Consider the following 24,796-nt stretch of genomic DNA (forward strand, 5'->3'; position numbering starts at 1 on the left):
ACATTAAAATTTTTGCCTTTCCCGGAGGATTATAAAGCGGCGTTTTTTATCAATTTCAGCGGGAAAAGCTCCCGGACCGATGCGGCGAAGAATTGTTTTTCGATTTACCGCGCAAATGCAGTCGTAATGACAGCACCTGAAGCGCAATTTAAACGCTTATAACGTTTTAAAGCAAGGTGGGATCTAAAAACCAGATGAATATAGCGATATGAAATTTACAACCAGAATAAAACACCATTCTCATGAAAAAGTTATGGCTAATCATGCGAACAAAAAATCACCAAACGTTGAATGTTTCAACGAGCCCGTCTTAACTGCAAAGAAAATAAGCCAGCATCCGCTGGCTTATGGAAAGTTATACTTACGAAAGGCAATTAATCGCTATTTTTGGCAATTAAACGTTCCGGCAGCACAAAGCTAAATCGCGTTTCTTTGCCAGGCGAACTGTCGATTTCAAGGCGGCTTTCATGGTGATTCAACGCATGTTTCACAATCGCCAATCCCAGGCCGCTGCCGCCCGTTTGCCGCGAACGCGCTTTATCGACACGGTAGAAGCGTTCGGTCAGACGAGGAATATGCTCGGCAGCAATCCCCGGACCGTTATCTTGAATGCAAAATTCAGCGCCATGCGCGGCACGTCGCCAGCTCACCGTAATATGCGTTCCCGCCGGCGTATGGTTTACCGCGTTATACACCAGGTTTGAGATCGCGCTACGTAGCTGCTCTTCGTTGCCCAGAACGCTAAGACTATCGTCGACCTCAAACGTAAAGGTATGTTTCTGCTGGCTGAGCGTCTGCGCTTCCCGCTCCACGACCCGCAGCATCATCGGTACATCCACTTTTTCATTTAATAACAGCGCCGGGGCCGCCTCAATTTTAGACAGAGTAAGCAGTTGTTTTACCAGCCCTTCCATACGATACGTTTGCTCGCGCATCGTATGCAGCGCTTTCTCTCGCGTCGCCCCCTCCAGCGCCTGTTCCTGCATCATTTCCAGATAGCCTTGCAATACCGTCAATGGCGTACGCAATTCATGGCTAACGTTGGCGAAAAAGTTACGCCTGGCGCCTTCAAGCTGATGCATGTGCGTCACATCGCGCGCTACCATCAGAAGTTGTTTATCGGTATAAGGCATGACGCGGATCTCCAGGTGCCGCCCGGTATTGAGCACCAAATGAAGCGGACGGGTGAAATCACGCGTTTTTAAATACTGGGTAAACTCCGGATAACGCAGTAGATTGAGAATATTCTGCCCGTTGTCATCCGGCCAGCGTAGCCCCAGTATCTGTTGCGCCAAACCGTTACACCAAAAAATGCCGCCCTCTTCTGTGGTCAGTACCACGGCATCAGGCAGCGACTCCGCACCGCTGCGAAAACGTTTAATCAGGTTCCCCAGCTCGCGGCGACGCTTCTTATTTCGCAACTGCATCTGGTGTAAACCGTATAACAGCGGTTCCCAACTTCCCCGTCCCGGCGGCGGCGTCATACTTCTGTCGACCCAAAGCCACCAGGAGAGACGTAATAAATTCCAGAAATGCCAGACAAGCAGTCCCGTCACCGCCGCCAGTAAAAACCACGGCAGATAACCCAAAAAAGCGCTAAGGATAAGCGCGGGGATGCAACAGAGCACCAGCTCCAGCACCAGCCTTTTCCATGACAGCCGTTCCAGCACGCGTCATACTCCCTCAAGAATGGAAAGCCTTCTCCGCCAGAAACCTGTGATCAACTGGCGGAAAAGGCATTAAAAGCGGGTCGAAAAACGATACCCTGTCCCGCGTACCGTTTGCACCATCCGGTCGTGGCCGCTGTGCTCCAGCGCCTTACGCAAACGGCGAATATGCACGTCGACCGTCCGGTCTTCAACGTACACATTGGTGCCCCAGACATGATTGAGTAGCTGCTCGCGACTGTAAACCCGTTCCGGGTGCGTCATAAAGAAATGGAGTAATTTAAATTCGGTCGGCCCCATATCCAGCGGGCTGTCGCCGGTCATCACGCGGTGAGAGCCTGGATCAAGGCTCAGTCCCTGCATCTCGATCACCTCTTCGACCGCCATCGGCGAGATGCGCCGCATAACGGCTTTAATGCGCGCCACCAACTCCTTGGGGGAAAACGGCTTGGTAATGTAATCGTCAGCGCCGGTTTCCAGCCCGCGCACGCGATCTTCTTCCTCACCTCTCGCGGTCAGCATAACCACAGGAATATCCCGGGTCATGGCTTCACGTTTAAGATGTTTAATAAACTGTAACCCTGACCCGCCGGGCAACATCCAGTCAAGAAGGATGAGATCCGGCCAGGGTTCATTAAGTTTATTCACCGCACTGTCATAATCTTCGGCTTCTACGGGCTGAAAGCCATTTTGTTCGAGCACAAAGCACACCATTTCACGGATCGGCGCCTCATCTTCTACGACCAGAATACGTCTCGCCATAATTTGCCCTGTTAGTCGTTAGTTATCAATGCCGCGCCATTATGCGTCAGATTTATGACAGATTTATGAAAAAAAAGGCGGCATTGACAGCATGTTGATGATTTATGACAGCGGTGAAACCGTGCATTACCGTATATCGGCGGTAAATTGCGCCCAAAAATGGAGGGGATGACGTGTATAATCCCGTTCACGCTTTTTTTGCATGGAACAATTATGCGCATCCTCCACACCTCTGACTGGCATCTGGGACAAAACTTCTACAGTAAAAGCCGCGCCGCGGAGCATCAGGCTTTTCTGGACTGGCTGCTGGAGACCGCGCAGACCCATCAGGTGGATGCCATTATTGTCGCTGGCGATATTTTTGATACCGGTTCGCCGCCAAGCTATGCCCGAGAACTTTATAACCGTTTCGTCGTTAATTTACAGCAAACGGGCTGTCATCTGGTGGTGCTGGCTGGTAATCATGATTCCGTCGCCACGCTAAACGAGTCGCGCGACATTCTGGCGTTTCTCAATACAACCGTGATCGCCAGCGCGGGCTATGCACCGCAGCTACTTCATCGTCGCGACGGTTCTCCGGGCGCCGTACTGTGCCCCATTCCCTTTTTGCGCCCGCGCGACATTATTACCAGTCAGGCGGGATTATCCGGCAGCGAGAAACAGCAGCAACTTCTTCATGCGATTGCCGATTATTATCAACAGCAGTATCAGGAAGCGTGCCAGCTACGCGGCGAACGAAAGCTGCCGGTTATCGCGACGGGACATTTAACCACCGTCGGCGCCAGCAAAAGCGATGCGGTTCGCGACATTTATATCGGTACGCTGGATGCCTTTCCGGCGCAGCATTTCCCCCCAGCGGATTATATCGCATTGGGACACATTCACCGCGCGCAATGTGTCGGCGGCACAGAGCATATCCGCTATTGCGGCTCGCCCATCGCCCTCAGCTTTGATGAGTGCGGCAAAAGCAAATGCGTGCATCTGGTGACCTTCGAGCAGGGGAAATGGCAAAGTACCGAAAGTCTGGCTGTCCCCGTGACTCAACCGTTGGCGGTTTTAAAAGGCGACCTGGCGTCAATTACCGAACAGCTTGAGCAGTGGCGCGGCGTTGAGCAATCGCCTCCCGTCTGGCTGGATATTGAAATCACCACCGATGATTATCTGCACGATATCCAACGCAGAATACAGACGCTAACGGAGTCGCTACCCGTAGAGGTGTTACTGGTGCGCCGTAGCCGCGAACAGCGCGAGCGCTCGCTGGCGAACGAACGGCGGGAAACATTAAGCGAGCTTAGCGTGGAAGAGGTTTTTGCGCGGCGTCTGGCGCTGGAAGCGTTAGATCCCCCGCAGCGCGAGCGCCTGAATCAGCTCTTTTCCAGCACGCTCTACGCGTTGAATGAGGAGCATGAGGCATGAAAATTCTCAGTTTGCGTCTGAAAAACCTGAACTCGCTGAAAGGAGAATGGAAGGTCGATTTTACCGCCGAACCGTTTGTCAGTAACGGGTTATTCGCCATTACCGGCCCGACCGGCGCGGGAAAAACCACCTTGCTTGACGCCATCTGCCTGGCGCTGTACCACGAAACGCCGCGCCTGAATACGGTATCACAGTCGCAAAACGATTTGATGACGCGCGATACGGCGGAATGTCTGGCCGAAGTGGAGTTTGAGGTAAAAGGCGAGGCCTGGCGCGCGTTCTGGAGCCAGAACCGAGCCCGAAATCAGCCTGACGGCAATCTCCAGGCCCCACGCGTGGAGCTGGCGCGGTGTTCAGACGGAAAGATCTTTGCCGATAAGGTAAAGGATAAACTGGAGATGATCGCCACGTTGACCGGGCTGGACTACGGGCGCTTCACCCGTTCGATGTTGTTATCACAGGGGCAGTTCGCCGCCTTTCTTAACGCCAAAGCGAAAGAGCGCGCAGAGCTTCTGGAGGAGCTCACTGGCACTGAGATTTACGGGCAGATCTCCGCACAGGTATTTGAAAAACATAAATCAGCCCGTCTCGAACTGGAAAAGTTACAAGCGCAGGCCAGCGGCGTCGCCCTATTGGCGGACGAACAGTTACAGCAACTGGAAGCCAGTTTGCAGGCGCTTACTGACGAAGAGAAACGCCTGCTGGCCGACCAGCAGGGACAGCAGCAGCACCTTCACTGGCTGACCCGAAAAAACGAGCTCCACACTGAATTACACGCCCGGCAGCAGGCGCTGTACGCGGCGCAAGAGGCGCGAGAAAAAGCGCAGCCGCAGCTCGCGGCGTTGACTCTGGCGCAACCTGCTCGCCAGTTGCGCCCGCATTGGGAGCGCATTCAGGAACAAACCCGCGCCGTTGAGCGTGTTCGTCAGCACAGTGATGAAGTGAATGCTCGCTTACAAAGCGCGTATCGCCTGCGCCAGCGTATCCACGCCTGCGCGCATCGACAATTCACGCAACTGAACGCCACAGGGCAACGGTTGAAGACATGGCTGGCGGAACACGACGGCATCCGCGTCTGGCGCAGCGAACTGGCGGGGTGGCGAGCATTATTAACACAACAATCCCACGATCGGGCGCAACTGAGCCAATGGCAACAGCAGTTGCTGAGCGATACGCGTCAGCGTGATGCGCTACCGCCGCTCACGCTCGACCTCACGCCACAGGCCCTGGCGGAAGCCAGGGCATTGCATACCCGACAGCGTCCGCTACGCCATCGTCTCGCCGCGCTTCAGGGGCAAATTCTCCCGAAACAAAAGCGCCAGGCGCAGCTACAGGCAGCTATCGCGCGTCATCATCAGGAGCAGACGCAATACACCCAACATCTGGCGGATAAACGCCTGAGTTATAAGACTAAAGCGCAGGAGCTTGCGGACGTTCGCACTATTTGCGAGCAGGAGGCGCGCATCAAAGATCTGGAAAGCCAGCGGGCGCACTTACAGTCCGGCCAGCCGTGTCCGCTTTGCGGCTCGACGACGCACCCCGCCATCGCCGCCTATCAGGCGCTGGAACTGAGCGCGAATCAAACCCGCCGCGACGCGCTGGAAAAAGAGGTCAAAACGCTGGCGGAAGAAGGCGCGGCGCTGCGAGGACAGTTAGATGCCTTAACGCAACAATTACAGCGGGATGAAAGCGAGGCGCAGTCGTTGTTGCAGGAGGAGCAAGCGCTTACTGAGGAATGGCAAACGCTGTGCGCTACGCTGGGCGTTCAGCTCCAGCCGCAAGAAGACCTCGCGGGCTGGCTGACCGCCGCGGAAGAGCATGAGCAACAGTTGGATCAGCTCAGCCAGCGTCATGCTCTACAAACGCAAATCGCGGCGCATACTGAACAGGTAGCGCGCTTTACCGCGCAGATTGCGCAGCGTCAGGCGTCGCTGACGGCTGATTTGGCGCAGTATAAGCTTTCCCTTCCTGCGCCAGAAGACGAGGCCGCATGGCTGAATGAGCGCGTCGACGAAGCGAAAATATGGCAACGGCGTCAGACAGAGTTCGCGGATTTGCAAACGCAGATCGACAGGCTTACCCCGTTGCTGGAGACGCTACCGCAAACGGATACCGTGGATTCCGACGATGACGTGCCGCTGGATAACTGGCGGCAGGCGCATGATGAGTGCGTGTCATTACAAAGCCAGTTGCAAACCCTGCAGGAACAGACGACACAGGAGCAGCAGCGCGCCGCCGAGGCGATAGCGCACTTTGATGCAGCGTTAAAAAATAGCCCGTTTGACAGCCAGGCAACGTTCCTGGCGGCGTTGCTGGATGAAGAGACCGTGACCCGTCTGGAAAAACAACAACAAACGCTGGAAAGTCAGCTACAACAAGCGAAGGCGTTAAGCGCGCAGTCCGCGCAGGCGCTGGCTGACCATCAGCAACAGCCGCCCGCCGGTCTGGACCCAACGTGTACGGCGGAGCAGCTCGCGCAGCGGCTGGCGCAGTTGGCGCAACAACTGCGTGAAAACACGACACGTCAGGGGGAAATCCGCCAGCAAATTAAACAGGATGCAGATAATCGGCAGCGCCAACGGGCGCTGATGGCGGAAATGAAGCAAGCCTCTCAGCAAGTGGAAGACTGGGGCTATCTCAATGCGTTGATCGGCTCTAAAGAAGGTGATAAGTTCCGCAAATTCGCCCAGGGACTGACGCTGGATAATCTGGTCTGGCTGGCGAATCACCAGCTCACCCGCCTGCATGGCCGCTATTTGTTGCAGCGCAAAGCCAGCGACGCGCTGGAACTGGAGGTTGTCGATACCTGGCAGGCCGACGCCGTGCGCGATACGCGAACGTTATCAGGCGGCGAAAGCTTCCTGGTCAGCCTGGCGCTGGCGCTGGCGTTATCAGATTTGGTCAGCCATAAAACGCGCATTGATTCTTTGTTCCTCGACGAAGGCTTCGGCACGCTTGATAGCGAAACGCTGGACGCCGCGCTGGATGCGCTCGACGCGCTGAATGCCAGCGGGAAGACCATCGGTGTGATTAGCCACGTGGAAGCCATGAAAGAACGTATCCCCGTGCAGATAAAAGTGAAAAAAATCAATGGACTTGGTTATAGCAAACTGGACAAAGCGTTTGCCGTGGAGTAACGCCAGTGTCATCCTGGGCACAACATACTGTCATGACATAGCATAATAATGAATACACAAAGACGGATAAGGAATGGTATTACCTCGCGCTTATCCGCAAGCTATATGTTGATTGGCTGTGACAATTCACAGCCGCAGCGCGCAACATGCGCCTTTATTTTCGGCAGGTGGTATGAAAAAAGTTATTTTTTCTTTGGCGCTGGGTACGTTCGGCCTGGGGATGGCCGAGTTTGGCATTATGGGCGTGCTGACGGAGCTGGCACGCGATGTCGGAATAACGATTCCCGCCGCCGGGCATATGATCTCGTTTTACGCCTTCGGCGTCGTGCTGGGCGCTCCCATTATGGCGCTCTTTTCCAGCCGCTTTTCGCTTAAACATATACTGCTGTTTCTGGTCATGCTGTGCGTGATGGGCAATGCCATATTTACCTTTTCCTCGTCATATCTGATGCTCGCCGTCGGCAGACTGGTTTCCGGCTTTCCGCACGGCGCCTTTTTTGGCGTCGGCGCCATTGTCTTGTCAAAGATTATCCGCCCCGGGAAGGTCACCGCCGCCGTCGCGGGTATGGTTTCAGGGATGACGGTGGCGAATCTGGTGGGCATTCCGTTCGGCACGTACCTGAGCCAGGAATTTAGCTGGCGCTACACCTTTTTATTGATCGCGGTTTTCAACATCGCTGTGCTCACCGCAATTTTCTTCTGGGTGCCGGATATTCGCGACAAAGCCCAAGGCAGCCTGCGCGAGCAGTTCCACTTCTTGCGTAGCCCCGCGCCGTGGCTCATTTTCGCCGCCACGATGTTCGGCAATGCGGGCGTTTTTGCCTGGTTCAGCTATATCAAGCCATTTATGATGTACATCTCCGGTTTTTCGGAGACGAGCATGACGTTTATTATGATGCTGGTCGGGCTGGGGATGGTGTTAGGCAATCTGTTAAGCGGCAAACTCTCCGGCAGATATACTCCGCTGCGCATCGCGGTAGTGACTGACCTCGTTATCGTGCTCTCTCTCATGGCGCTCTTTTTCTTCAGCGGATACAAAACAGCATCGCTGACTTTCGCGTTTATCTGCTGTGCTGGTCTGTTTGCGCTCTCTGCGCCGCTGCAAATCCTGCTGCTGCAAAACGCCAAAGGCGGCGAACTGCTGGGCGCGGCGGGAGGACAAATCGCGTTTAATCTCGGTAGCGCGATTGGCGCCTGGTGCGGGGGGCTGATGCTGACACTAGGTTTTACGTACCACTACGTGGCGCTTCCCGCCGCCCTGCTCTCGTTTTCCGCCATGTCGTCGTTGCTGGTATACGGACGTCTAAAACACAAGCAGCCATCGGTCACGCCGGTTGCCGGATGACGCCATCCGGCTAAAAACGTTACGCCGGCGGCCATATGCGAAGCGCCTCATTTCACGCGCCTGTTGACCACCTGGTCTTAACTGGAATTTAAATGCCTGTAGTCGTTTCACAGGTCAAATTATACTTTGGTCTATGAAAAAAGAAGCCGATATCCGACGTGGAAGACACTGTGTTTTCCTGACGAATGTTCACCTGGTCTTTGTCACCAAATACCGACGCCAGATTTTTGACCATGACGCGATAGAAAAGCTACGCACTTACTTTTCAAATATATGTGCTGATTTTGAAGCTGAACTGGTTGAAATGGATGGCGAACCAGATCACGTCCATTTGTTAATTAACTCTCCTCCCAAACTGGCGATATCCAGTCTGGTAAACAGCCTCAAAGGCGTATCGAGTAGGTTACTGCGACGAGATCGACCAGATATTGCAGTCAGGTATTACTACAAAGGCGTTTTGTGGAGTCCCAGCTATTTTGCCAGTAGCTGCGGAGGTGCGCCAATATCCGTCATCCGCCAATACATTGAACAACAGCAAACACCTGGTTAGGTGGAAAACCGCTGCTCTCCTGCATCATCAAGCGCAATGACTTCCGTTTTTGTGCCGCCTAAATCGATACCAATACGCACATACCGCTCCTCATTTTTTGGGAATATCAACAGGGTAGAATTCACCGTTCTGATTGGCAATGCAAGCCTGCCGACAATTCGTTACTATACCGCCTGGATTTAACGACAAGGCCGTGGAAATTATCATGCTGTGGTTCAAAAATTTAATGGTTTACCGTCTTAGCCGCGATATTACATTACGCGCCGAAGAGATGGAGAAACAGCTCGCCTCAATGACGTTTACCCCATGCGGTAGCCAGGATATGGCCAAAATGGGCTGGGTTCCGCCGATGGGCTCTCACAGCGATGCGTTAACGCACACCGCCAATGGCCAAATTATTATTTGCGCGCGCAAAGAAGAGAAAATCCTGCCATCGCCAGTGATCAAACAGGCACTGGAGGCGAAAATCCAGAAACTGGAAGCCGATCAGGGTCGCAAGCTGAAGAAGACGGAAAAAGATTCCCTGAAGGATGAAGTGTTGCATTCGTTGCTGCCGCGCGCGTTTAGCCGCTTCAGTCAGACAATGATGTGGATTGATACCGTTAACGGCCTGATTATGGTTGACTGCGCCAGCGCGAAAAAAGCGGAAGATACTTTGGCGCTACTGCGTAAAAGTCTTGGCTCGCTGCCGGTCGTCCCGCTGGCGCTGGAAAATCCGATTGAGCTGACGCTCACAGAGTGGGTGCGCTCCGGGACGGTCGCTCAGGGTTTCCAGTTGCTGGACGAAGCCGAATTGAAAGCGATGCTGGAAGATGGCGGCGTGATCCGCGCGAAAAAGCAGGATCTGGTCAGCGACGAGATCGCCGTTCATATTGAAGCGGGTAAAGTGGTCACGAAGCTGGCGCTCGACTGGCAGCAGCGCATTCAATTCGTCATGTGCGACGACGGCTCCATTAAGCGTCTGAAATTCTGCGATGAGCTGCGCGATCAGAACGAAGATATCGACCGGGAAGATTTTGCCCAACGTTTTGACGCGGACTTTATCCTGATGACCGGCGAGCTGGCGGCGCTGATTCAAAGCCTGGTGGAAGGATTAGGCGGCGAAGCGCAGCGCTAACCAGAGGGTCCCCTCTCCGGCGGAGAGGGGGCTCACCGTTACAAATAGCGGCACAGATACGAGGTGGGCTCAGCAACCTGGAGATGAAACTCGCTGTGGCCAGACACATTAAACACCTCACCGGCTGTATACACTTTCCATTCGACAGTTCCCGGCAACAGTACCTTCAACGCGCCGCTCACAACCGTCATCTCTTCGGGTTCGGCGGTGCCAAAGGTATACTCCCCTTCCGCCATCACACCAACGCTGGCCCGGCCGGTGCTACTGCTGGTAAATCCAATAGACTTCACTTTCCCGGAAAAGTATTCATTGCTTTGTAGCATAATCAGGCCCCGTCTCATTATTAAATTAACACCCAATATAGAGTCCTGACGTTCGGCCTGTCACGTAAAATTAGACAAGCAGTTCTGAAGCTAAGCGCGCAATCAAAACATTAGAGAGTAAAACCGGCACATCCAGCGCCTGCTGTAAAATATCCCGATGACGCTGATGAAACCCCAGACAATCAAGCATAATGACGTCCGCGCCTTGATCCAGTAGCGCCTGCCCGGCATCAATTAACTGTTGCTCAGAACCGTGAACCGGATTCGCCAGCGAATACACCGGCGGCATTTGCAATACCTGCCATTTTTTCTCCTGGGCCGCCAGAAGTTCTGCAACAGGCACAATCACGCCAACCTGATGCCCATCCACAATAGAGGCGACAAGCGGTGGAATAATACGCAGCGGCTCAAGCAAAATAGAATTACGGACAGCCATACTTTTAATCGCCGCGGTGCTCATCAGTATAATGACATCATAACCCTGGTTATCCAGCACCTCGACAACGCTCTGTAAATCTCGCTCCACCTTCTGGCGGGAAACATGGGCTATCTGGTTATCATTCAGCAACGTCAAAAGCGGATCGTCGCCAGGCTCTACAGCGTAATCCGCCATAACGTCTTCCCGGCTCATTTTTCCCAGCAGGCTATGATGGGTGATGTGTTGTTCGTCGATGTATTCCGTCAGAAGCGGTAACACTTCGCTCATTGGCACAACGCCGATTGTGAGGATTGCCAACGACGCACTCATTTTTATTCCACCTTATTACTTCGTCGTAATTCCTGGGCAAATATGCACACGTCCACCGCGCTACCTGCCCTACAAATCTCAGAAAGCGTAGCAGCAGATGAGCAACGTATTGTGTAAAGATTCCAAATAACTCCAATATTGTATTGTTATCGCTTAATTTACGGTTTTGGTTGTCAGTATAAATGTTTCAAGAATGTGATGAAGATACAATTCAGGGGTACTCAGAATCCCTTCCGAGTGGTTCATGCGTCTATGATTTATCCGGATCTTCGTAACGTTTTTTCGCATCCATCGCTTCTTCTGCAGTCGGATGCTCGCTGATGAGCGAATCAGGTTTTGGATGGTCAGCCCGTAGCTGATACCACGTCACCGTCTGGCCAGGCACGCCTTTTTCAATGGTGACGATATAAGCTTCCCGCGGATAAGGTGGTCTGGTTGGCATAGTGTTTCCTTTATTCTGGGTGAGCGTTAAGTATAGACATCTCCCTGTAACCGTTGCATCGACGGCGGCAGCGCCGCAATAATTTCAGAAACGACCTGGGCCGGCGCTTTCGTCGCGTCAATAATGTAATGCGCCGTTTCGCGATACAACGCGTCACGCTGCTCAAGCACTTCCCGAACCTCTTCGCTCAACGGCTTGCCGGTGAGGGTCGGGCGCAGATCCGCTTCAGGTTCAGCCTCAAGCCGGTTAACCAGCGTGGATACCGGCGCGCACAGATAAATCACTACGCCAACACGGTGCATATAACGTCGGTTATACTCCGTGAGAATAATACCGCCCCCCGTCGCCACGACAGTCGAAGGCGCGCTCACCGCTTCCAGGGCCGCGGTTTCCCGGGCGCGGAACCCTCCCCAGCCTTCTTTTTCAACGATATCAGCGACGCTCATCTGCACGTGCGATTGCAGCCAGTGGTCGGTATCTGCAAACCGGAAACCGGTTGCCTGCGCCAGCGCCATACCGATGGTGGTTTTCCCACAGCCCCGCGGGCCAACAAGATAAAGAGGTTGCATCATAGCAGGCGTTCCCCCAGGAACTGCGCATACGCAGGATTTGATATCAGCAATGTTATAATCATATCATCTAACTAGTACAACGCATAAATGTAAATAATAATTTACACAAAGGTACTAAAGTCACAATATTAGTACTATAGCAAGAATCAGAAACGAATAAACTGTAAATATTTCATTACACGATTTATTTTTTACGCTGACTTTCCAGCCACCACTTATCCAGCTCGGCGGCAAAATGCTGACGATCGCGCGGCGAGAGACTGTTTGGTCCCCCCGTTTGTACGCCGCTGGCGCGTAGCGTGTCCATAAAGTCACGCATCGTCAGACGTTCGCGAATCGTGGCGTCGCTATAGCGTTCTCCCCGGGGATTAAGAGCCGCAGCGCCTTTTTCCAGCACTTCAGCCGCCAGCGGAATGTCCGCGGTAATCACCAGATCGCCCGCTTCGCATTGACGCACGATTTCGTTATCCGCCACGTCAAACCCGGCGGCCACGCGGAGCGTGCGGATAAAACGCGAAGGCGGCACGCGCAAGGCCTGATTGGCAACCAGAATAAGCGGCAACTGCATCCGTTCGGCGGCGCGGTACAAAATTTCTTTAATGACATTCGGACACGCATCCGCATCCACCCAGATGGTCATAATGTCTCCCGTACGGTATACAATCTTTTATTGTCTCGCGCTTTTGCCTTTCATCAAAGTGCTGTTTCTCCTTCTGCCCGTTTTCAATCCGCGTTAAGCTAACCATTCCCCATAACACACAAACATAGGGAGTGACGAGATGGAGAAGAAAATCGGTTTTATTGGCTGCGGTAATATGGGCAAGGCTATTCTTGGCGGACTGATTGCCAGCGGTCAGGTACTTCCCGGTCAGATCTGGGTCTACACCCCCTCCCCCGATAAAGTTGCCGCCCTGCATGACCAGTACGGCATTAATGCGGCGCAAAGCGCGCAGGAGGTCGCTCAGGTCGCGGATATCGTTTTCGGCGCGGTAAAACCGGGCATTATGGTGAAAGTGCTCAGTGAAATCTCCTCCAGCCTGAACAAAGACTCGCTGGTGGTCTCTATCGCCGCAGGCGTAACGCTTGATCAGCTTGCGCGCGCGCTGGGACATGACCGTAAAATCATTCGCGCTATGCCGAATACGCCATCGCTGGTCAACGCAGGAATGACCTCCGTCACGCCAAACGCGCTGGTCACACCGGAAGATACGGCTGATGTCCTGAATATTTTCCGCTGCTTTGGCGAGGCGGAAGTGATTGCTGAGCCGATGATCCATCCGGTGGTTGGCGTGAGCGGATCTTCGCCGGCCTATGTCTTTATGTTTATCGAGGCGATGGCGGACGCTGCCGTTCTGGGCGGTATGCCTCGCGCTCAGGCCTATAAATTCGCCGCGCAGGCCGTTATGGGGTCGGCGAAAATGGTACTCGAAACCGGAAAGCATCCCGGCGAACTGAAAGATATGGTGTGCTCGCCTGGCGGAACGACGATTGAAGCCGTACGCGTTCTGGAAGAACGTGGCTTCCGCGCTGCGGTAATAGAAGCGATGACGAAGTGTATGGAAAAATCAGAGGCGCTCAGTAAATCCTGAAGCCCGGCTGGACGTCATGCCGCCACTTCGGTGCGGTTACGTCCGGCATTCTTTGCTTTATAAAGCGCCATATCCGCAGACTTTAGCCATTCCCGATAATGACCGATTTGTGGCGTTAACGGCGCCACGCCCACGCTGATACGTAACATGACCTGCGGCGCGCCCGGCAAGCGTAAGGTATTTAGCCGTTCATGCACTCGCGACATGGCGGTAATCGCGCTGTCTGCCGGCGTTCCGCACATAATCACCGCGAATTCGTCGCCGCCAAAGCGCCCGATAATATCACTCCCGCGTAGCGTTATCTGTAATTGACGCGTCAGGGCGATAATAGCCTCATCCCCAACATCATGCCCCCAGGTGTCGTTAATGCTCTTAAAATGATCGATGTCGATAATCAACAATGTCGCCTCCCGATGGTGGCGTCGGCTGTGATCGAATTCATTACGTAATAAAATTTCCCAGTGGCGTCGGTTATAGACGCCGGTCATGCCATCCCGCGAGCTCATCGCCTGCAAGCGTCGCTTATGTTCCGCTAATTTAATGGCCGTTTGATAACTTACCCAGGCGAACAAAAGCGGATACAACATAATGACGGGCAAAGAGAGCGTGACTTCCAGCGACGAGCTTCGCATAGCGACGGGTAGCCCGGTAAGCTGCAACGTCACCAGACATGACGCCAGCAAAAGCCCCATTCCGGCAGTGAATAGCCGCCGCCCGCCAGCCCCCATCAGATTCATGCTCATCATCATAAACAGCGCGGCGGCAGGCAACATATTGACGCCCATCAGCGCGATCCACATGCCGGAGAGGATCGCATCCACTTTCAGGTTGTAAATTTCCTGACGTAGCGGATCAAGGGCTTTCGCCGACCACTGCCACGCCAGATGCGGCCAGACAAAAGACCAGCCGACCAGCAACAGCCACCAGCCGCCAAAGACAGGTTGCGTCACTAACACGGCGGCCACCGGTAAAAACATCCCCCCTAACCCCACCGCACGCGGTAGCCTGATGCGCCGGGCGAAGCGCAACCCGGAGCGCTGACGATCATCAGAAGGGTCAGGCGGCGCTACCGCCTGTTCAACCGCTTTTCGGTAAAAATTTTCATCATTCATTATTTTTGGGAACATTTAGAAACAATTTTCCCAAATTATAGAAACAGAGCGCATGGAGGAAGTATGAAATTTCGGGTGAGTGTTTTTCAGGGCTCACCCGATAGCACTACGCCGCTTTTTTCAGGCAGGCGCTCATAAACTTGCTACGGTCATCGCCTTTCAGAGATTGTTCCGTCGCCTGAACATTGCATTCACGCATTTTCTGCTGTTGCGGCGTCAGGCTTTTCTCGCCAGGGGCTGACTGACTGTTTTTCAGGCAGTCGCTAAGGTAAGTTTTACGCGCATCGCCTTTCAGCGCTTGCGCTGTCGCCTGCTGATTACAGGTCGTCATGCGCTGCTGTTGCGGCGTTAACGGTTTCTCGGTTGCGCCGACGGCGGTTAAAAAGACCAGGCCAAAAAATAAAGTCACCAGTAATGTTATTTTCATAGCACCATCCTTTTGTCAGTGTACACATTACACGTTGTCCCTTTGGGAGATATCCCAGGGACTTTATATAAGTCTGGCTGTTACTGGCAAAAATACCACCCGGCAGTAAAAGTATTACTTACCGTTAGCAATATAGGCTTTATTGATTGACAAACCGTAGGCTACTGTGCAATTCGATTATCCACAGTCACACTGGCAGGATACAGAAGAACAACGCATAACGTTACACTGTTATTACCATAGCCGCTTCGTTTTTATTTTGCTCTGTATTAACTATTAACCAGAAGAAAATAAAAACGAAGCAGCTATGTTATTTCATAAAAGTAACGTTATAACAACTGTGTTGTTTTAGATACGATTAGTGCCGGGGGTGTCTCAGCAACTTTTTTACATATTGGCGCAGCAATTCCGTATCGTGATCAGGAACGCTGGCATCCGGCTTTACGCCTTCAAGTGCCCCTTCTACCTGACGTATCAACATCTCCTGCTCGCTTTGCGCCATGTTACGTAACATTGCTGTGACGATAATCTCTAACGCTTCTACCTGAGCAACCAGTTCTTTCGACTCTTCTTCTTTTTGGGCTAGCTTAAGCAACAACTCTGCTATGAGATTTTTCATGACCATATTTCCTTATTAGTTCCAGGATGACGTTATCACTATGAAGAACCACTGCCTAGAGGCTGAAAGTACTATTTTTATGATACAGGAAGAACTTTACACAAATAATTATCAATGTCGCCGCAGCGAAACGTTTCTCAGACCGTAAACGAGACGATAATAAACCATCAAAAAACAATAATCACGCTATATCATAATTTAAAGTTATGCCATCTATAGAAAAACTTCACGGATAAAGAATATATCTTTTAATTTAAACCATATCGTAACGGCAGAAGCGCCGTTACGATGCACCGCTATTGGCCTTTCGCTTTTTGCGCGTTACGCCGACGACGTAACGCCAGAGTCAGTTGCCCAATATTGATCAATACGATCGCCGCCGTAGCGATAAAAACCCAGCGGAAACCGGCCATCGCCGATACCGTCGCGCCCATCAACGGCCCAACCACGTTGCCCAGGTACATAAATGACTGGTTGTAGCCAAAAATACGTCCGGTAATTTGGTCGCTGGAGTATTTCACCAATAGCGTTTGTACGGCGGGTAACATCGCGCCATCGGCAAAGCCTAACAAGAAACGCAACAGCCCCAACTGGAACGGCGTGGTGACCCAGGACATCGCGAAGAAAAGCAGCACTGCGCAGATAAGCGTGGCCATCAGAATTCTTTCCGTGCCGATTCTGTCGCCAAGTTTTCCCAGGCGAGGCGCGGAGATAAGCGCGGAGATACCGGGCACCGAGGCAATTAACCCGCTAAGAAAGGCGATGTTATTACTGTCCGGCATCATTGATTTGATAAACAGCGCCAGAATTGGACTGATGGAACCATTACAGAGTTGAATGACCATCGTGGTAAAAAACAAACTGATCACCAGCGCAGGATAAGGTAACGACGCAAAAACGGCTTTACCGCTCAGGCGTTCGCTTTTCCTGATGACCGGACGCACGCCTTCTTTAATTAAAAATAGCGTGACCAGAAAGCTCACCACCAACAGCATGGCGGTAATCAGAAATACCGCCCGCAGTCCGATATGATCCGCGACAAAGCCGCCCATTAACGGCCCGCCGATAACGCCGCTGATCTGCGCGGTAGAAAGCGTACTGAGCGCCCAGCCGCTACGTTCGCGCGGTACCTGAGAGGCTACCAGCGCCATGGCATTGGGGATATAGCCTGACGTTAACCCCATGATTCCGCGCAGCAGGAAAAGTTGCCAGACATGGGTCGCGAATGCCTGCAGTAGAATAGCAATCGCCATCCCGAGCGACGCGCGCAATAGCATCAGTTTACGCCCTTTACGATCGGCGAGACTGCCCCACATTGGCGACACAATGGCGGAAATAAGAAACGTAATGCTAAACGTTAACCCGGACCACATTGATAACGCTTCATGGGAAGAGACGCCAAGCTGGGAAATATAAAGGGGTAAAAATGGCAGGATTTGACTGATTGCCAGACCGGTAAAAAAACATCCAAACCAGACGGAAATTAGATTAACTTTCCAGGATTCCATAAGACTCGTAACGATAAGTAGCTGAAAATACGCGTTAGCTTAGCAGGCTCTCTTTTTCCTGGTGGTTCCAGAGGTGCGATACGTCACACTTTGCTATTTTGTCTCCCCGTTCATCATTTTTGTGAAACATATCACATTATATAGCCGCGCAAGGCAGACGTTTATGCTTTAACGACACACGCCGTAGCCATGCATTCCAAGATGAAAATGGTTAGCATGAGCAGCGTTATAGTCAGGCCCGAGCCCATTGCCATAATAATGGCAACTGGCGTTTAACATAGCGCGTAACCAGGGCCCCGTCTCCTCACGCCCCCAGCCGCGCAGAACAGTGATTTTTCGGCCATCCGATAGCTGAAACCCGCTGACATCCAGCGCTTCTGCGCTGGCATGTTCACTGCGACGCGCATCCGGGCGGTGATAAATATTACGGCAGGCATAGCTGCCCAGATGTTCGATGCGGGTCAGGCGGCGCTTCATCCACGTTTCTGTTAAAGGTTTTACCTGCTGTTCGACAAACAGCGCGGAGCGCAGCGCCAGCGGGCAGGAGGCTAAAAAACTGCTGCTCAGTTTGACCTGGCCAAAATCTCTGACGCGCACAACATGGGACAAGGGACATTCACCAGCGCTATCCGCAACAGGTTGTGATGAAATTAATCCCTGTTGATTGGCCGCCGTTAAAAGCTCCCGGCACTGCGACGGCGTAAGGCGCTGTAGTTTAAAGGTAGTGATCCAGCCTGGCGGATCGGCAAGTTGTAGCGGAGCAAAAGGATTATAATAAGAGGGAAGATAACGATATCCCTGCCCGCCAATGCCGCCCAACAGCACAATAATCAGAAAACCCTTACCTCTCACGCGGCCTCCGTTCTCACATCCCATAAACATTATGGCAGAAGCCCGCGAAACCCGCGTTTTGTCGTGGTAATGTATACGCTTTGCATTCGATGGAATGGGTTTTTAAGATGGCGAAATTGCGGGTAGGAATAGTATTTGGCGGTAAGTCGGCGGAACATGAAGTGTCTTTGCAATCAGCGAAAAATATCGTTGATGCGATCGATAAAACCCGCTTCGACGTGGTGCTGTTAGGGATAGATAAGGCAGGACAATGGCATGTTAACGATGCGGAAAATTATTTGCAGAATGCAGACGATCCGGCACATATCGCGCTACGTCCTTCGGCAATCAGTCTGGCCCAGGTGCCTGGCAAACATCAACACCAATTGATTAACGCCCAGAACGGGCAGCCGCTACCGACGGTAGATGTTATTTTTCCTATCGTCCACGGTACGCTGGGCGAAGACGGCTCATTGCAGGGGATGCTGCGCGTCGCAAACTTACCGTTTGTCGGTTCAGACGTGCTGAGCTCCGCAGCCTGCATGGATAAAGACGTCGCCAAACGACTGCTACGCGATGCAGGACTGAATATCGCCCCGTTTATTACACTCACCCAAACGAATCGTCACGCGTTTAGTTTTGCCGAGGTTGAATCCCGTCTGGGACTGCCGCTGTTCGTTAAGCCCGCCAATCAGGGCTCTTCGGTCGGCGTCAGTAAAGTCACTAACGAAGCGCAATATCAGCAGGCGGTCGCGCTGGCTTTCGAATTCGATCATAAAGTGGTGGTGGAGCAAGGGATCAAAGGGCGCGAAATCGAATGCGCCGTATTAGGTAACGATAACCCACAGGCCAGTACCTGCGGCGAAATCGTACTGAATAGCGAATTTTACGCCTACGATACTAAGTATATTGATGATAACGGCGCACAAGTTGTCGTGCCTGCGCAGCTCCCTTCCGGGGTGAATGACAAGATCCGCGCGATTGCGATCCAGGCTTATCAGACGCTGGGGTGCGCGGGTATGGCGCGTGTCGATGTCTTCTTAACAGCAGACAATGAGGTCGTGATTAACGAGATCAATACGCTGCCAGGTTTTACCAATATCAGTATGTATCCAAAACTCTGGCAGGCGAGCGGATTGGGCTATACCGATTTGATCAGTCGCCTGATTGAGCTGGCGCTGGAACGCCATACGGCGAATAACGCCTTAAAAACCACGATGTAATAGCGCACGCCCGATAGCGCAACGTTTATCGGGCGTCTTTTACCTCATCATCTTCGCGCCGGCGAATGATGAACCCCGCCAGCCAGAAGCTGATAATCCACGTTACCAGCCCAACGCCATAGGTTTGCCATCCTTTCGCCTCAAAACCCAGCAATCCTACGACACCATTCAAAATAAAGATAAGGCCAATAGAGAAGGCATAGTAGTGCCAGTCACGACGAATTTTTACAGGCAAACGCATAACGACTCCGACGTATTAACAGCAACAAAAACGTATTTTTGCATACTTCTGGCGAGCGAGTCTGTGGGGGATACGGAATTTCTTAAATGTTAATTGATTTTGATAAAAGTGATCTTTTTGTGACAACTAACAAAAATTTACGCGATGGATACATTCCGTATGTGAAATTACCATGATTCTGATATTGACAAACACAATGACCTGTCAGACTTCACAGTAAGCCGATGGCATAACGCCAGATCGTAGCCGATCATCCTGGAGGTCTTTATGGCTGATTTCACTCTCTCAAAATCGCTGTTCAGCGGGAAGCATCGAGAAACCTCCTCTACGCCCGGAAATATTGCTTACGCCATATTTGTACTGTTTTGCTTCTGGGCCGGAGCGCAACTCTTAAACCTGCTGGTTCATGCGCCGGGCATCTATGAGCATCTGATGCAGGTACAGGATACAGGTCGACCGCGGGTAGAGATTGGGCTGGGCGTCGGGACGATTTTTGGCCTGGTACCCTTCCTCACGGGCTGCCTCATTTTTGCCGTTATCGCCGCGTTTTTACGCTGGCGTCACCGTCACCAATAAACCTTAGCGCGCTGGAGAAAATATCCCAGCGCGAAATTTATCGCCCCATACAGCGCGCCCGCCGCTCATCAACTCGTTTAGCAAACCAGGCGGTCGTCAGCTTGCGCGTGATCTTCGGGCTTTCCAGTTGAATACCGGGCAACATTTCCCGCGCAAGCGTCTTGCCCGTTTTGGCCTCGGCCAGTTTATAGACTTTCTTGTAGAGCGCCGTTTTTTCAAACGCCAGGCTATCGCCTTTCTCCAGTTGGCTGCGAATTTCACGCTCACTCATTCCCAACTGCCCTGCCAGTTTGCGCACCGCTAACTCTGTTTTGCCCGGTTCCTTGCTGTTATAACGAATCAGATCGCCATCCAGCGCCAGTTTTACCCCACTGGCTTTACTGACGGCATTCTGGAACGCAGCGTTACGGCTGGCGTACCATCCCGCGTTGAAGTCGGCGAAGCGGAAAACAGGCGCACTGTAGTTCGCCGGGTAATTCAGCAAATGGTAGGTTCCAAACCACAACCCGCCACGGCGCGTAAAGACCTCCTGACGTACCGTACCCGCCATCGTCCATGGATAGCCTTTCGCGTGCTGTTCGGCAAAGGCAATGCTGACCTGCATCGGGCCGCCCGTATGCACCGGGTTATATGAGCCAAATAGCGTCTGCCCCATAGGAACCATATTGATAAAGTCGTCAAAAATAGCGCTAAGCTGTTTTTCGGTTCTTACCGTGTCCAAGCGTTCGCTATAGCTCTTGCCGTTGGGGGAGTTAATTTTCAGCGCGGTGTGCACCAGAAACAGCGGAATGTGTAGTCGTTCAGCACGACGATCAATCTCCTGCCAGGCGATTTTACTTAGCCCCGGCACGACAGGATCCGCCTGATAACCGGACTCCTGCTGGGCGACAGCCAGCACCGAACAGATATTTTCTACCGTCGGCGCCAGCCCCTGCTCTTAAACGTTGTCGCGATATCTTTCGCCCAGGCCTCTCTGTCTTTGACACTGGCCGGCATTTTCTGACGTACTACGCTTGCCACGTCGACAGGCTTCTCGCCCTTGCTCACCGGCTGCCCGGATTGACTACTACAGCCAGCCAATATGGCAACCGCCAGAAAAGGCAGAGGATAAAGACGGGACGCCGCCGACATAACGTTTCCTTCTGTTAGCTAAAAGAGTGGGTCACTTCCTGAACTGGCTGATCATCTAACTGGCGTTCAAAGCTACGTAAACGTTTATAAATAGACATCAGCTCCACCAGAGTCGTCCAGGAGTTAATCAAATACTGGAACGAACCGCGCACCTGGCCAAACACGTTGGTGATTTGCGTCATCAGCCCCAGCGTAATCGTACCGGCAACAATGGAAGGAAACAGCAGGAACAAACCGAAAACGTTATCGACCTGCAAATAGAGAATGCGCGCGATGTTGAAATACATATAGTGAAAGTAGAGACGGAAGTAGTTATGGCGCACCGCGCTAAACAGTTCACGGACGGTTGGCGGCGTGGCGCGGCTGGCGTCATCTTCACCGTAGACCAGCTCCTTACGATAAGCTGCTTCCACTCGCTGATTTTTAAATTCCAGCCCCGGCAATTTGATCCCGACGACTGCCAGCAGGCCCGTCCCCATTAATGACCAGACTATGGCGGCAATGACCAGGCCGTAAGGGATATGTCCTACGACGGGTAAATCCGGCACATGCGCTGACAGGGTGACCAACACCGGCAGAAAGGCGATGAGCGTCATAATGGCATTGATAAAACTCACGCCCATATTCTCCAGTGTAGAGGCAAAACGCATGGTGTCTTCCTGCACACGCTGGGCGGCCCCTTCGATATGGCGCAGGTACTGCCAGTGCGCCATATAGTGCTCATTCATTGCGGTACGCCAGCGAAATACATAGTGGCTGACAAAGAAGTTGTTCAGCACACCGATCACCACGGCGATAAGCGCAATACCGAGAAACACCCCCACTTCATGATAAAATTGACCAAGAGTGACCTTGTGCGGCGAGCTGAGCGCCGTTTGAATCAAATCATAGAATGGTGCGTACCAGGCGTTAACCGCAACGCCAACCTCCACCAAAAACCAGGTGACAAAAATAATGAGCGAGGTGCCAAGTATCGACCAGTACTGCCAGCGGTGCGGGCTATAGATAAACCAGAACGTTGCAAATAATCCCACGCAAATCAGGTAATAAGCATAAAAAATCAGATAGTCCAGCGACCAGAAGCGCGCTGCGCTGATAGGCACTTCATCGGATGCCCCCACAAGTCGCGCCACCCAATCTCCTCCTCCCGCCTGCCAGAAAATGACGGCGATCAGCGCCCAAACAAACGCCGACATGAAAAACGGCCCTGGCTTTGGGAAAAAAGATTTAAACATCATGCTCTCCTGCTAACTTCTTATCTTTATTACGGCTGCTGTGACGGCGGCAATAGCACGCCATGCCCACGCAAATGAAAGGGCTAAACCAGGCATTGTGACCTACGTTGTGACGCTTAGTTCGCACTTCTGCTCAACAGAATTGTTTCGACGAGTTTCATTCTAAGCAGGCAGGCTGGCGCTATTAGGTTATCACAAGCGCTTTATCACAAAAGTAAACATTCTTCATCACGAAAACCCGCCGTTACGTTTTTTCACCCACTTTTTTCTCTTTAACGTTTTGCAATGTGCCGCCGGGTAGTATAAATACGCATAACCACCGTTATTTCACTTATGGACATCACCGTTGAAACGTAGTCTGCTTTTTACTGCCATGCTGTTTGCGGCATCACTTACTTCTGTCCAGGCGGCTCAGCCGATTGCCGATCCGGTTTTTGCCTCTGATATCGTTGATCGTTATGCCGAGCATATCTTTTATGGTAGCGGCGCCACGGGCATGGCGCTGGTGGTGATCGACGGCAATCAACGCGTGTTTCGTAGTTTCGGTGACACCAGACCGGGCAATAATGTTCGTCCACAGCTTGATTCGGTCATTCGTATCGCTTCTCTCACCAAGCTAATGACCAGTGAAATGTTGGTAAAATTGCTCGATCAGGGAACGGTAAAATTAAACGATCCTCTCAGCAAATATGCGCCTCCCGGCGCGCATGTCCCGACGTATCAAGGCACGCCGATTACGTTGGTCAACTTAGCGACCCACACCAGCGCGCTTCCGCGAGAACAGCCCGGCGGCGCGGCGCATCGTCCGGTATTTGTCTGGCCAACCCGCGAACAACGCTGGAACTGGCTCTCCACAGCAACGTTAAAAGTCGCGCCAGGCTCGCAGGCGGCCTATTCCAATCTGGCGTTCGACCTGTTAGCCGACGCGCTGGCGACCGCCTCCGGCAAACCTTATACGCAACTGTTTGAAGAAAAGATTACCCGCCCGCTGGGAATGAAAGACACCACGTTTACCCCCTCTCCCGATCAGTGTAAGCGTCTGATGGTGGCAGAAAAAGGCGCAAGCCCCTGTAATAATACGCTGGCTGCCATTGGCAGCGGCGGGGTCTATTCTACGCCAGGAGATATGATGCGCTGGATGCAACAGTATCTGTCGTCAGATTTCTATCACCGTAGCCATCAGGCCGATCGTATGCAAACGTTGATTTATCAGCGCACACAGTTAAAGAAAATCATCGGGATGGACGTACCAGGTAAAGCCGACGCGCTCGGTCTGGGCTGGGTCTATATGGCGCCAAAAGACGGACGTCCTGGCATTATCCAGAAAACAGGCGGCGGCGGCGGTTTTATTACCTATATGGCGATGATCCCACAATATAATATTGGCGCTTTTGTGGTCGTAACCCGTTCCCCCCTCACTCGTTTTACCAATATGAGCGACGGGATTAACGATTTGGTTACTGAGCTAAGCGGCAATAAACCGATTGCTATTCCTGCATCCTGAGTCGTCGCGCCTCGCGCTATATCAGACGAGGCGCAACATTTTTGTTAATATTCGGAGGGCAAACGGTTAATACTGATCAGTTTGCCTTTATTCATTTCAATATAATTACCCTTACGCAGGGCCGCGAGGACTTCCGCCACCACCGATCGCGATACACGCGTTCGTTGATGAATATAGTTCATAACACCAATACGTGATCGAAGTTCTTCATCCCACTCAATCATTGTCATTAACGTCGCACGAATCTGGTCGTAAGAATTATTACCAATGAGCTGCTTGTCACGAAGTTCCAGTACCTGGCTTTTCCATACTAGCCAACTGAAGGCTTCACGCCACAGTTGGTTCTGCTCAATGATGGCGAGAGTTTGTGATGATGAGAGGCGATAACCAATGCAACCGCTCTCCGCAATTAATTTATATTGTGCCTCTTTTTTCGCCACACCATCGGCTAAGCCGAAAATAAAGGGGGCCTGCACAATACCAATAAGAACTTTATCACCCCGAACTAACGAAACAACCCCCTCTAAAATAACAAAGGTATGGGTATTACTTTCATCAGGTGAACAGATAATCTCTTTATCGTTAACAAACTCGAAACGCGTACCATACTTAGAAAGGCATTTATCGAGTTTATTGAATTCCTGTAGTGGCTTGCTTAAAGATAACATATGCATTCCTTGCAATAATGCCCGTCAAGTCCTTGACGGGCATTTTTCAGTTT

Annotated in this window: 24 protein-coding genes and 3 pseudogenes; 9 read left to right on the forward strand and 18 right to left on the reverse strand. The window is 52.3% G+C overall.

What is annotated here, in order from left to right; translation table 11 throughout:
- Positions 1-374 precede the first annotated feature (374 nt).
- Together phoR and phoB are read right to left on the reverse strand one after the other, a co-directional pair.
- On the reverse strand, positions 375-1,670 hold the full coding sequence (phoR, locus tag ACLD11_RS09895; RefSeq protein WP_411014844.1) for a phosphate regulon sensor histidine kinase PhoR: 1,296 nt from the start codon (positions 1,668-1,670) through the stop codon (positions 375-377).
- Positions 1,671-1,739: 69 nt separating this feature from the next.
- The gene (gene phoB, locus ACLD11_RS09900) at positions 1,740-2,429 is read right to left on the reverse strand and encodes a phosphate response regulator transcription factor PhoB (protein ID WP_000113921.1); all 690 of its coding nucleotides are present in this window, start codon (positions 2,427-2,429) and stop codon (positions 1,740-1,742) included.
- Positions 2,430-2,642: 213 nt separating this feature from the next.
- Between phoB and sbcD the strand changes: the two genes are divergently transcribed.
- From sbcD to araJ, 3 genes are all read left to right on the forward strand, one after another.
- Positions 2,643-3,845 (forward strand): exonuclease subunit SbcD, encoded by a 1,203-nt coding sequence (gene sbcD, locus ACLD11_RS09905; RefSeq protein WP_080208016.1) that lies wholly within the window; start codon positions 2,643-2,645, stop codon positions 3,843-3,845.
- Entirely contained in the window at positions 3,842-6,982 is a 3,141-nt protein-coding gene (gene sbcC, locus ACLD11_RS09910; RefSeq protein ID WP_411014845.1) for an exonuclease subunit SbcC, read from the forward strand. Before sbcD ends, sbcC begins: the two co-directional genes overlap by 4 nt.
- A gap of 172 nt (positions 6,983-7,154) precedes the next feature.
- Positions 7,155-8,327, forward strand: coding sequence for an MFS transporter AraJ (gene araJ, locus ACLD11_RS09915; RefSeq protein ID WP_411014846.1), 1,173 nt, complete (start codon positions 7,155-7,157; stop codon positions 8,325-8,327).
- Here araJ and ACLD11_RS09920 read toward each other — a convergent pair.
- Positions 8,316-8,438, reverse strand: a pseudogene (locus ACLD11_RS09920) (hypothetical protein); the annotation flags it as partial. The gene araJ and the pseudogene ACLD11_RS09920 sit on opposite strands and share 12 nt — an antisense overlap.
- Positions 8,439-8,460: 22 nt before the next feature.
- Between ACLD11_RS09920 and tnpA the strand changes: the two are divergent.
- Positions 8,461-8,877 (forward strand): IS200/IS605 family transposase, encoded by a 417-nt coding sequence (gene tnpA / locus ACLD11_RS09925; protein WP_411014847.1) that lies wholly within the window; start codon positions 8,461-8,463, stop codon positions 8,875-8,877.
- A 5-nt stretch (positions 8,878-8,882) separates the two neighbouring features.
- On the opposite strand, the pseudogene ACLD11_RS09930 reads toward tnpA, so the two are convergent.
- A pseudogene (locus ACLD11_RS09930) lies at positions 8,883-8,957 on the reverse strand (hypothetical protein); the annotation flags it as partial.
- Positions 8,958-9,082: 125 nt separating this feature from the next.
- On the opposite strand from ACLD11_RS09930, the gene rdgC reads away from it, so the two are divergent.
- Positions 9,083-9,994, forward strand: a complete 912-nt coding sequence (gene rdgC, locus ACLD11_RS09935) for a recombination-associated protein RdgC (protein WP_000964305.1) — start codon at positions 9,083-9,085, stop codon at positions 9,992-9,994.
- A 38-nt stretch (positions 9,995-10,032) separates the two neighbouring features.
- On the opposite strand, the gene ppnP is transcribed toward rdgC, so the two are convergent.
- From ppnP to ACLD11_RS09960, 5 genes are all read right to left on the reverse strand, one after another.
- Positions 10,033-10,317: a pyrimidine/purine nucleoside phosphorylase gene (ppnP, locus tag ACLD11_RS09940; RefSeq protein WP_115178581.1), complete on the reverse strand. Its 285-nt coding sequence runs from the start codon at positions 10,315-10,317 to the stop codon at positions 10,033-10,035.
- 70 nt (positions 10,318-10,387) lie between these two features.
- A complete protein-coding gene (locus ACLD11_RS09945; RefSeq protein ID WP_411011446.1) occupies positions 10,388-11,065 on the reverse strand; it encodes an AroM family protein in 678 nt (225 codons plus the stop codon).
- 250 nt (positions 11,066-11,315) lie between these two features.
- Positions 11,316-11,507, reverse strand: coding sequence for a protein YaiA (gene yaiA, locus ACLD11_RS09950; protein WP_001143166.1), 192 nt, complete (start codon positions 11,505-11,507; stop codon positions 11,316-11,318).
- Positions 11,508-11,533: 26 nt separating this feature from the next.
- Positions 11,534-12,079, reverse strand: coding sequence for a shikimate kinase AroL (gene aroL, locus ACLD11_RS09955; protein ID WP_411014848.1), 546 nt, complete (start codon positions 12,077-12,079; stop codon positions 11,534-11,536).
- Between the two features lie 184 nt (positions 12,080-12,263).
- Positions 12,264-12,719, reverse strand: coding sequence for a YaiI/YqxD family protein (locus ACLD11_RS09960; protein ID WP_000158134.1), 456 nt, complete (start codon positions 12,717-12,719; stop codon positions 12,264-12,266).
- Between the two features lie 139 nt (positions 12,720-12,858).
- Between ACLD11_RS09960 and proC the strand changes: the two genes are divergently transcribed.
- On the forward strand, positions 12,859-13,668 hold the full coding sequence (gene proC, locus ACLD11_RS09965) for a pyrroline-5-carboxylate reductase (protein WP_000412193.1): 810 nt from the start codon (positions 12,859-12,861) through the stop codon (positions 13,666-13,668).
- 14 nt (positions 13,669-13,682) lie between these two features.
- Here proC and adrA read toward each other — a convergent pair whose 3' ends face one another.
- The 5 genes from adrA to ACLD11_RS09990 all read right to left on the reverse strand — a co-directional run bounded on the left by adrA (position 13,683) and on the right by ACLD11_RS09990 (position 18,216).
- Positions 13,683-14,795, reverse strand: coding sequence for a diguanylate cyclase AdrA (gene adrA, locus ACLD11_RS09970; protein WP_023228277.1), 1,113 nt, complete (start codon positions 14,793-14,795; stop codon positions 13,683-13,685).
- Positions 14,796-14,886: 91 nt separating this feature from the next.
- Complete coding sequence (gene psiF, locus ACLD11_RS09975) at positions 14,887-15,207, reverse strand: phosphate starvation-inducible protein PsiF (RefSeq protein ID WP_411014849.1); 321 nt, start codon at positions 15,205-15,207, stop codon at positions 14,887-14,889.
- Between the two features lie 358 nt (positions 15,208-15,565).
- On the reverse strand, positions 15,566-15,826 hold the full coding sequence (iraP, locus tag ACLD11_RS09980) for an anti-adapter protein IraP (protein WP_183058721.1): 261 nt from the start codon (positions 15,824-15,826) through the stop codon (positions 15,566-15,568).
- A 296-nt stretch (positions 15,827-16,122) separates the two neighbouring features.
- Entirely contained in the window at positions 16,123-17,334 is a 1,212-nt protein-coding gene (locus ACLD11_RS09985; RefSeq protein ID WP_000446772.1) for a multidrug efflux MFS transporter, read from the reverse strand.
- Positions 17,335-17,502: 168 nt separating this feature from the next.
- Positions 17,503-18,216: an extensin family protein gene (locus tag ACLD11_RS09990; RefSeq protein ID WP_411014850.1), complete on the reverse strand. Its 714-nt coding sequence runs from the start codon at positions 18,214-18,216 to the stop codon at positions 17,503-17,505.
- A 77-nt stretch (positions 18,217-18,293) separates the two neighbouring features.
- Between ACLD11_RS09990 and ddlA the strand changes: the two genes are divergently transcribed.
- Positions 18,294-19,388 (forward strand): D-alanine--D-alanine ligase, encoded by a 1,095-nt coding sequence (gene ddlA, locus ACLD11_RS09995; protein ID WP_411014851.1) that lies wholly within the window; start codon positions 18,294-18,296, stop codon positions 19,386-19,388.
- A gap of 25 nt (positions 19,389-19,413) precedes the next feature.
- On the opposite strand, the gene ACLD11_RS10000 is transcribed toward ddlA, so the two are convergent.
- On the reverse strand, positions 19,414-19,629 hold the full coding sequence (locus tag ACLD11_RS10000; protein WP_001239240.1) for a DUF2754 family protein: 216 nt from the start codon (positions 19,627-19,629) through the stop codon (positions 19,414-19,416).
- Between the two features lie 267 nt (positions 19,630-19,896).
- On the opposite strand from ACLD11_RS10000, the gene ACLD11_RS10005 reads away from it, so the two are divergent.
- Positions 19,897-20,205: a YaiY family protein gene (locus tag ACLD11_RS10005; RefSeq protein WP_000763139.1), complete on the forward strand. Its 309-nt coding sequence runs from the start codon at positions 19,897-19,899 to the stop codon at positions 20,203-20,205.
- Positions 20,206-20,242: 37 nt separating this feature from the next.
- Here the strand turns inward: ACLD11_RS10005 and yaiW are convergent.
- Both yaiW and sbmA read right to left on the reverse strand, forming a co-directional pair.
- Positions 20,243-21,336, reverse strand: a pseudogene (gene yaiW / locus ACLD11_RS10010) (surface-exposed outer membrane lipoprotein YaiW).
- Between the two features lie 14 nt (positions 21,337-21,350).
- Positions 21,351-22,571, reverse strand: a complete 1,221-nt coding sequence (gene sbmA / locus ACLD11_RS10015) for a peptide antibiotic transporter SbmA (RefSeq protein ID WP_183074141.1) — start codon at positions 22,569-22,571, stop codon at positions 21,351-21,353.
- Between the two features lie 346 nt (positions 22,572-22,917).
- On the opposite strand from sbmA, the gene ampH reads away from it, so the two are divergent.
- On the forward strand, positions 22,918-24,075 hold the full coding sequence (gene ampH / locus ACLD11_RS10020) for a D-alanyl-D-alanine-carboxypeptidase/endopeptidase AmpH (RefSeq protein ID WP_000830775.1): 1,158 nt from the start codon (positions 22,918-22,920) through the stop codon (positions 24,073-24,075).
- Between the two features lie 44 nt (positions 24,076-24,119).
- On the opposite strand, the gene iprA is transcribed toward ampH, so the two are convergent.
- Positions 24,120-24,743, reverse strand: a complete 624-nt coding sequence (gene iprA, locus ACLD11_RS10025) for a hydrogen peroxide resistance inhibitor IprA (RefSeq protein WP_411014852.1) — start codon at positions 24,741-24,743, stop codon at positions 24,120-24,122.
- Positions 24,744-24,796 lie beyond the last annotated feature (53 nt).

The organism is Salmonella sp. 741265116_PST, assembly GCF_046567715.1.
In the GTDB taxonomy this organism is placed as follows: Bacteria; Pseudomonadota; Gammaproteobacteria; order Enterobacterales; family Enterobacteriaceae; genus Salmonella; species Salmonella enterica.

Coding starts and splice junctions, on each gene's coding strand:
- phoB (WP_000113921.1), bottom strand. CDS start 2,429: ATGGCGAGACGTATTCTGGTCGTAGAAGATGAGGCGCCGATCCGTGAA.
- sbcD (WP_080208016.1), top strand. CDS start 2,643: ATGCGCATCCTCCACACCTCTGACTGGCATCTGGGACAAAACTTCTAC.
- sbcC (WP_411014845.1), top strand. CDS start 3,842: ATGAAAATTCTCAGTTTGCGTCTGAAAAACCTGAACTCGCTGAAAGGA.
- araJ (WP_411014846.1), top strand. CDS start 7,155: ATGAAAAAAGTTATTTTTTCTTTGGCGCTGGGTACGTTCGGCCTGGGG.
- tnpA (WP_411014847.1), top strand. CDS start 8,461: ATGAAAAAAGAAGCCGATATCCGACGTGGAAGACACTGTGTTTTCCTG.
- rdgC (WP_000964305.1), top strand. CDS start 9,083: ATGCTGTGGTTCAAAAATTTAATGGTTTACCGTCTTAGCCGCGATATT.
- ppnP (WP_115178581.1), bottom strand. CDS start 10,317: ATGCTACAAAGCAATGAATACTTTTCCGGGAAAGTGAAGTCTATTGGA.
- ACLD11_RS09945 (WP_411011446.1), bottom strand. CDS start 11,065: ATGAGTGCGTCGTTGGCAATCCTCACAATCGGCGTTGTGCCAATGAGC.
- yaiA (WP_001143166.1), bottom strand. CDS start 11,507: ATGCCAACCAGACCACCTTATCCGCGGGAAGCTTATATCGTCACCATT.
- aroL (WP_411014848.1), bottom strand. CDS start 12,079: ATGATGCAACCTCTTTATCTTGTTGGCCCGCGGGGCTGTGGGAAAACC.
- ACLD11_RS09960 (WP_000158134.1), bottom strand. CDS start 12,719: ATGACCATCTGGGTGGATGCGGATGCGTGTCCGAATGTCATTAAAGAA.
- proC (WP_000412193.1), top strand. CDS start 12,859: ATGGAGAAGAAAATCGGTTTTATTGGCTGCGGTAATATGGGCAAGGCT.
- adrA (WP_023228277.1), bottom strand. CDS start 14,795: ATGTTCCCAAAAATAATGAATGATGAAAATTTTTACCGAAAAGCGGTT.
- psiF (WP_411014849.1), bottom strand. CDS start 15,207: ATGAAAATAACATTACTGGTGACTTTATTTTTTGGCCTGGTCTTTTTA.
- iraP (WP_183058721.1), bottom strand. CDS start 15,826: ATGAAAAATCTCATAGCAGAGTTGTTGCTTAAGCTAGCCCAAAAAGAA.
- ACLD11_RS09985 (WP_000446772.1), bottom strand. CDS start 17,334: ATGGAATCCTGGAAAGTTAATCTAATTTCCGTCTGGTTTGGATGTTTT.
- ACLD11_RS09990 (WP_411014850.1), bottom strand. CDS start 18,216: ATGTTTATGGGATGTGAGAACGGAGGCCGCGTGAGAGGTAAGGGTTTT.
- ddlA (WP_411014851.1), top strand. CDS start 18,294: ATGGCGAAATTGCGGGTAGGAATAGTATTTGGCGGTAAGTCGGCGGAA.
- ACLD11_RS10000 (WP_001239240.1), bottom strand. CDS start 19,629: ATGCGTTTGCCTGTAAAAATTCGTCGTGACTGGCACTACTATGCCTTC.
- ACLD11_RS10005 (WP_000763139.1), top strand. CDS start 19,897: ATGGCTGATTTCACTCTCTCAAAATCGCTGTTCAGCGGGAAGCATCGA.
- sbmA (WP_183074141.1), bottom strand. CDS start 22,571: ATGTTTAAATCTTTTTTCCCAAAGCCAGGGCCGTTTTTCATGTCGGCG.
- iprA (WP_411014852.1), bottom strand. CDS start 24,743: ATGTTATCTTTAAGCAAGCCACTACAGGAATTCAATAAACTCGATAAA.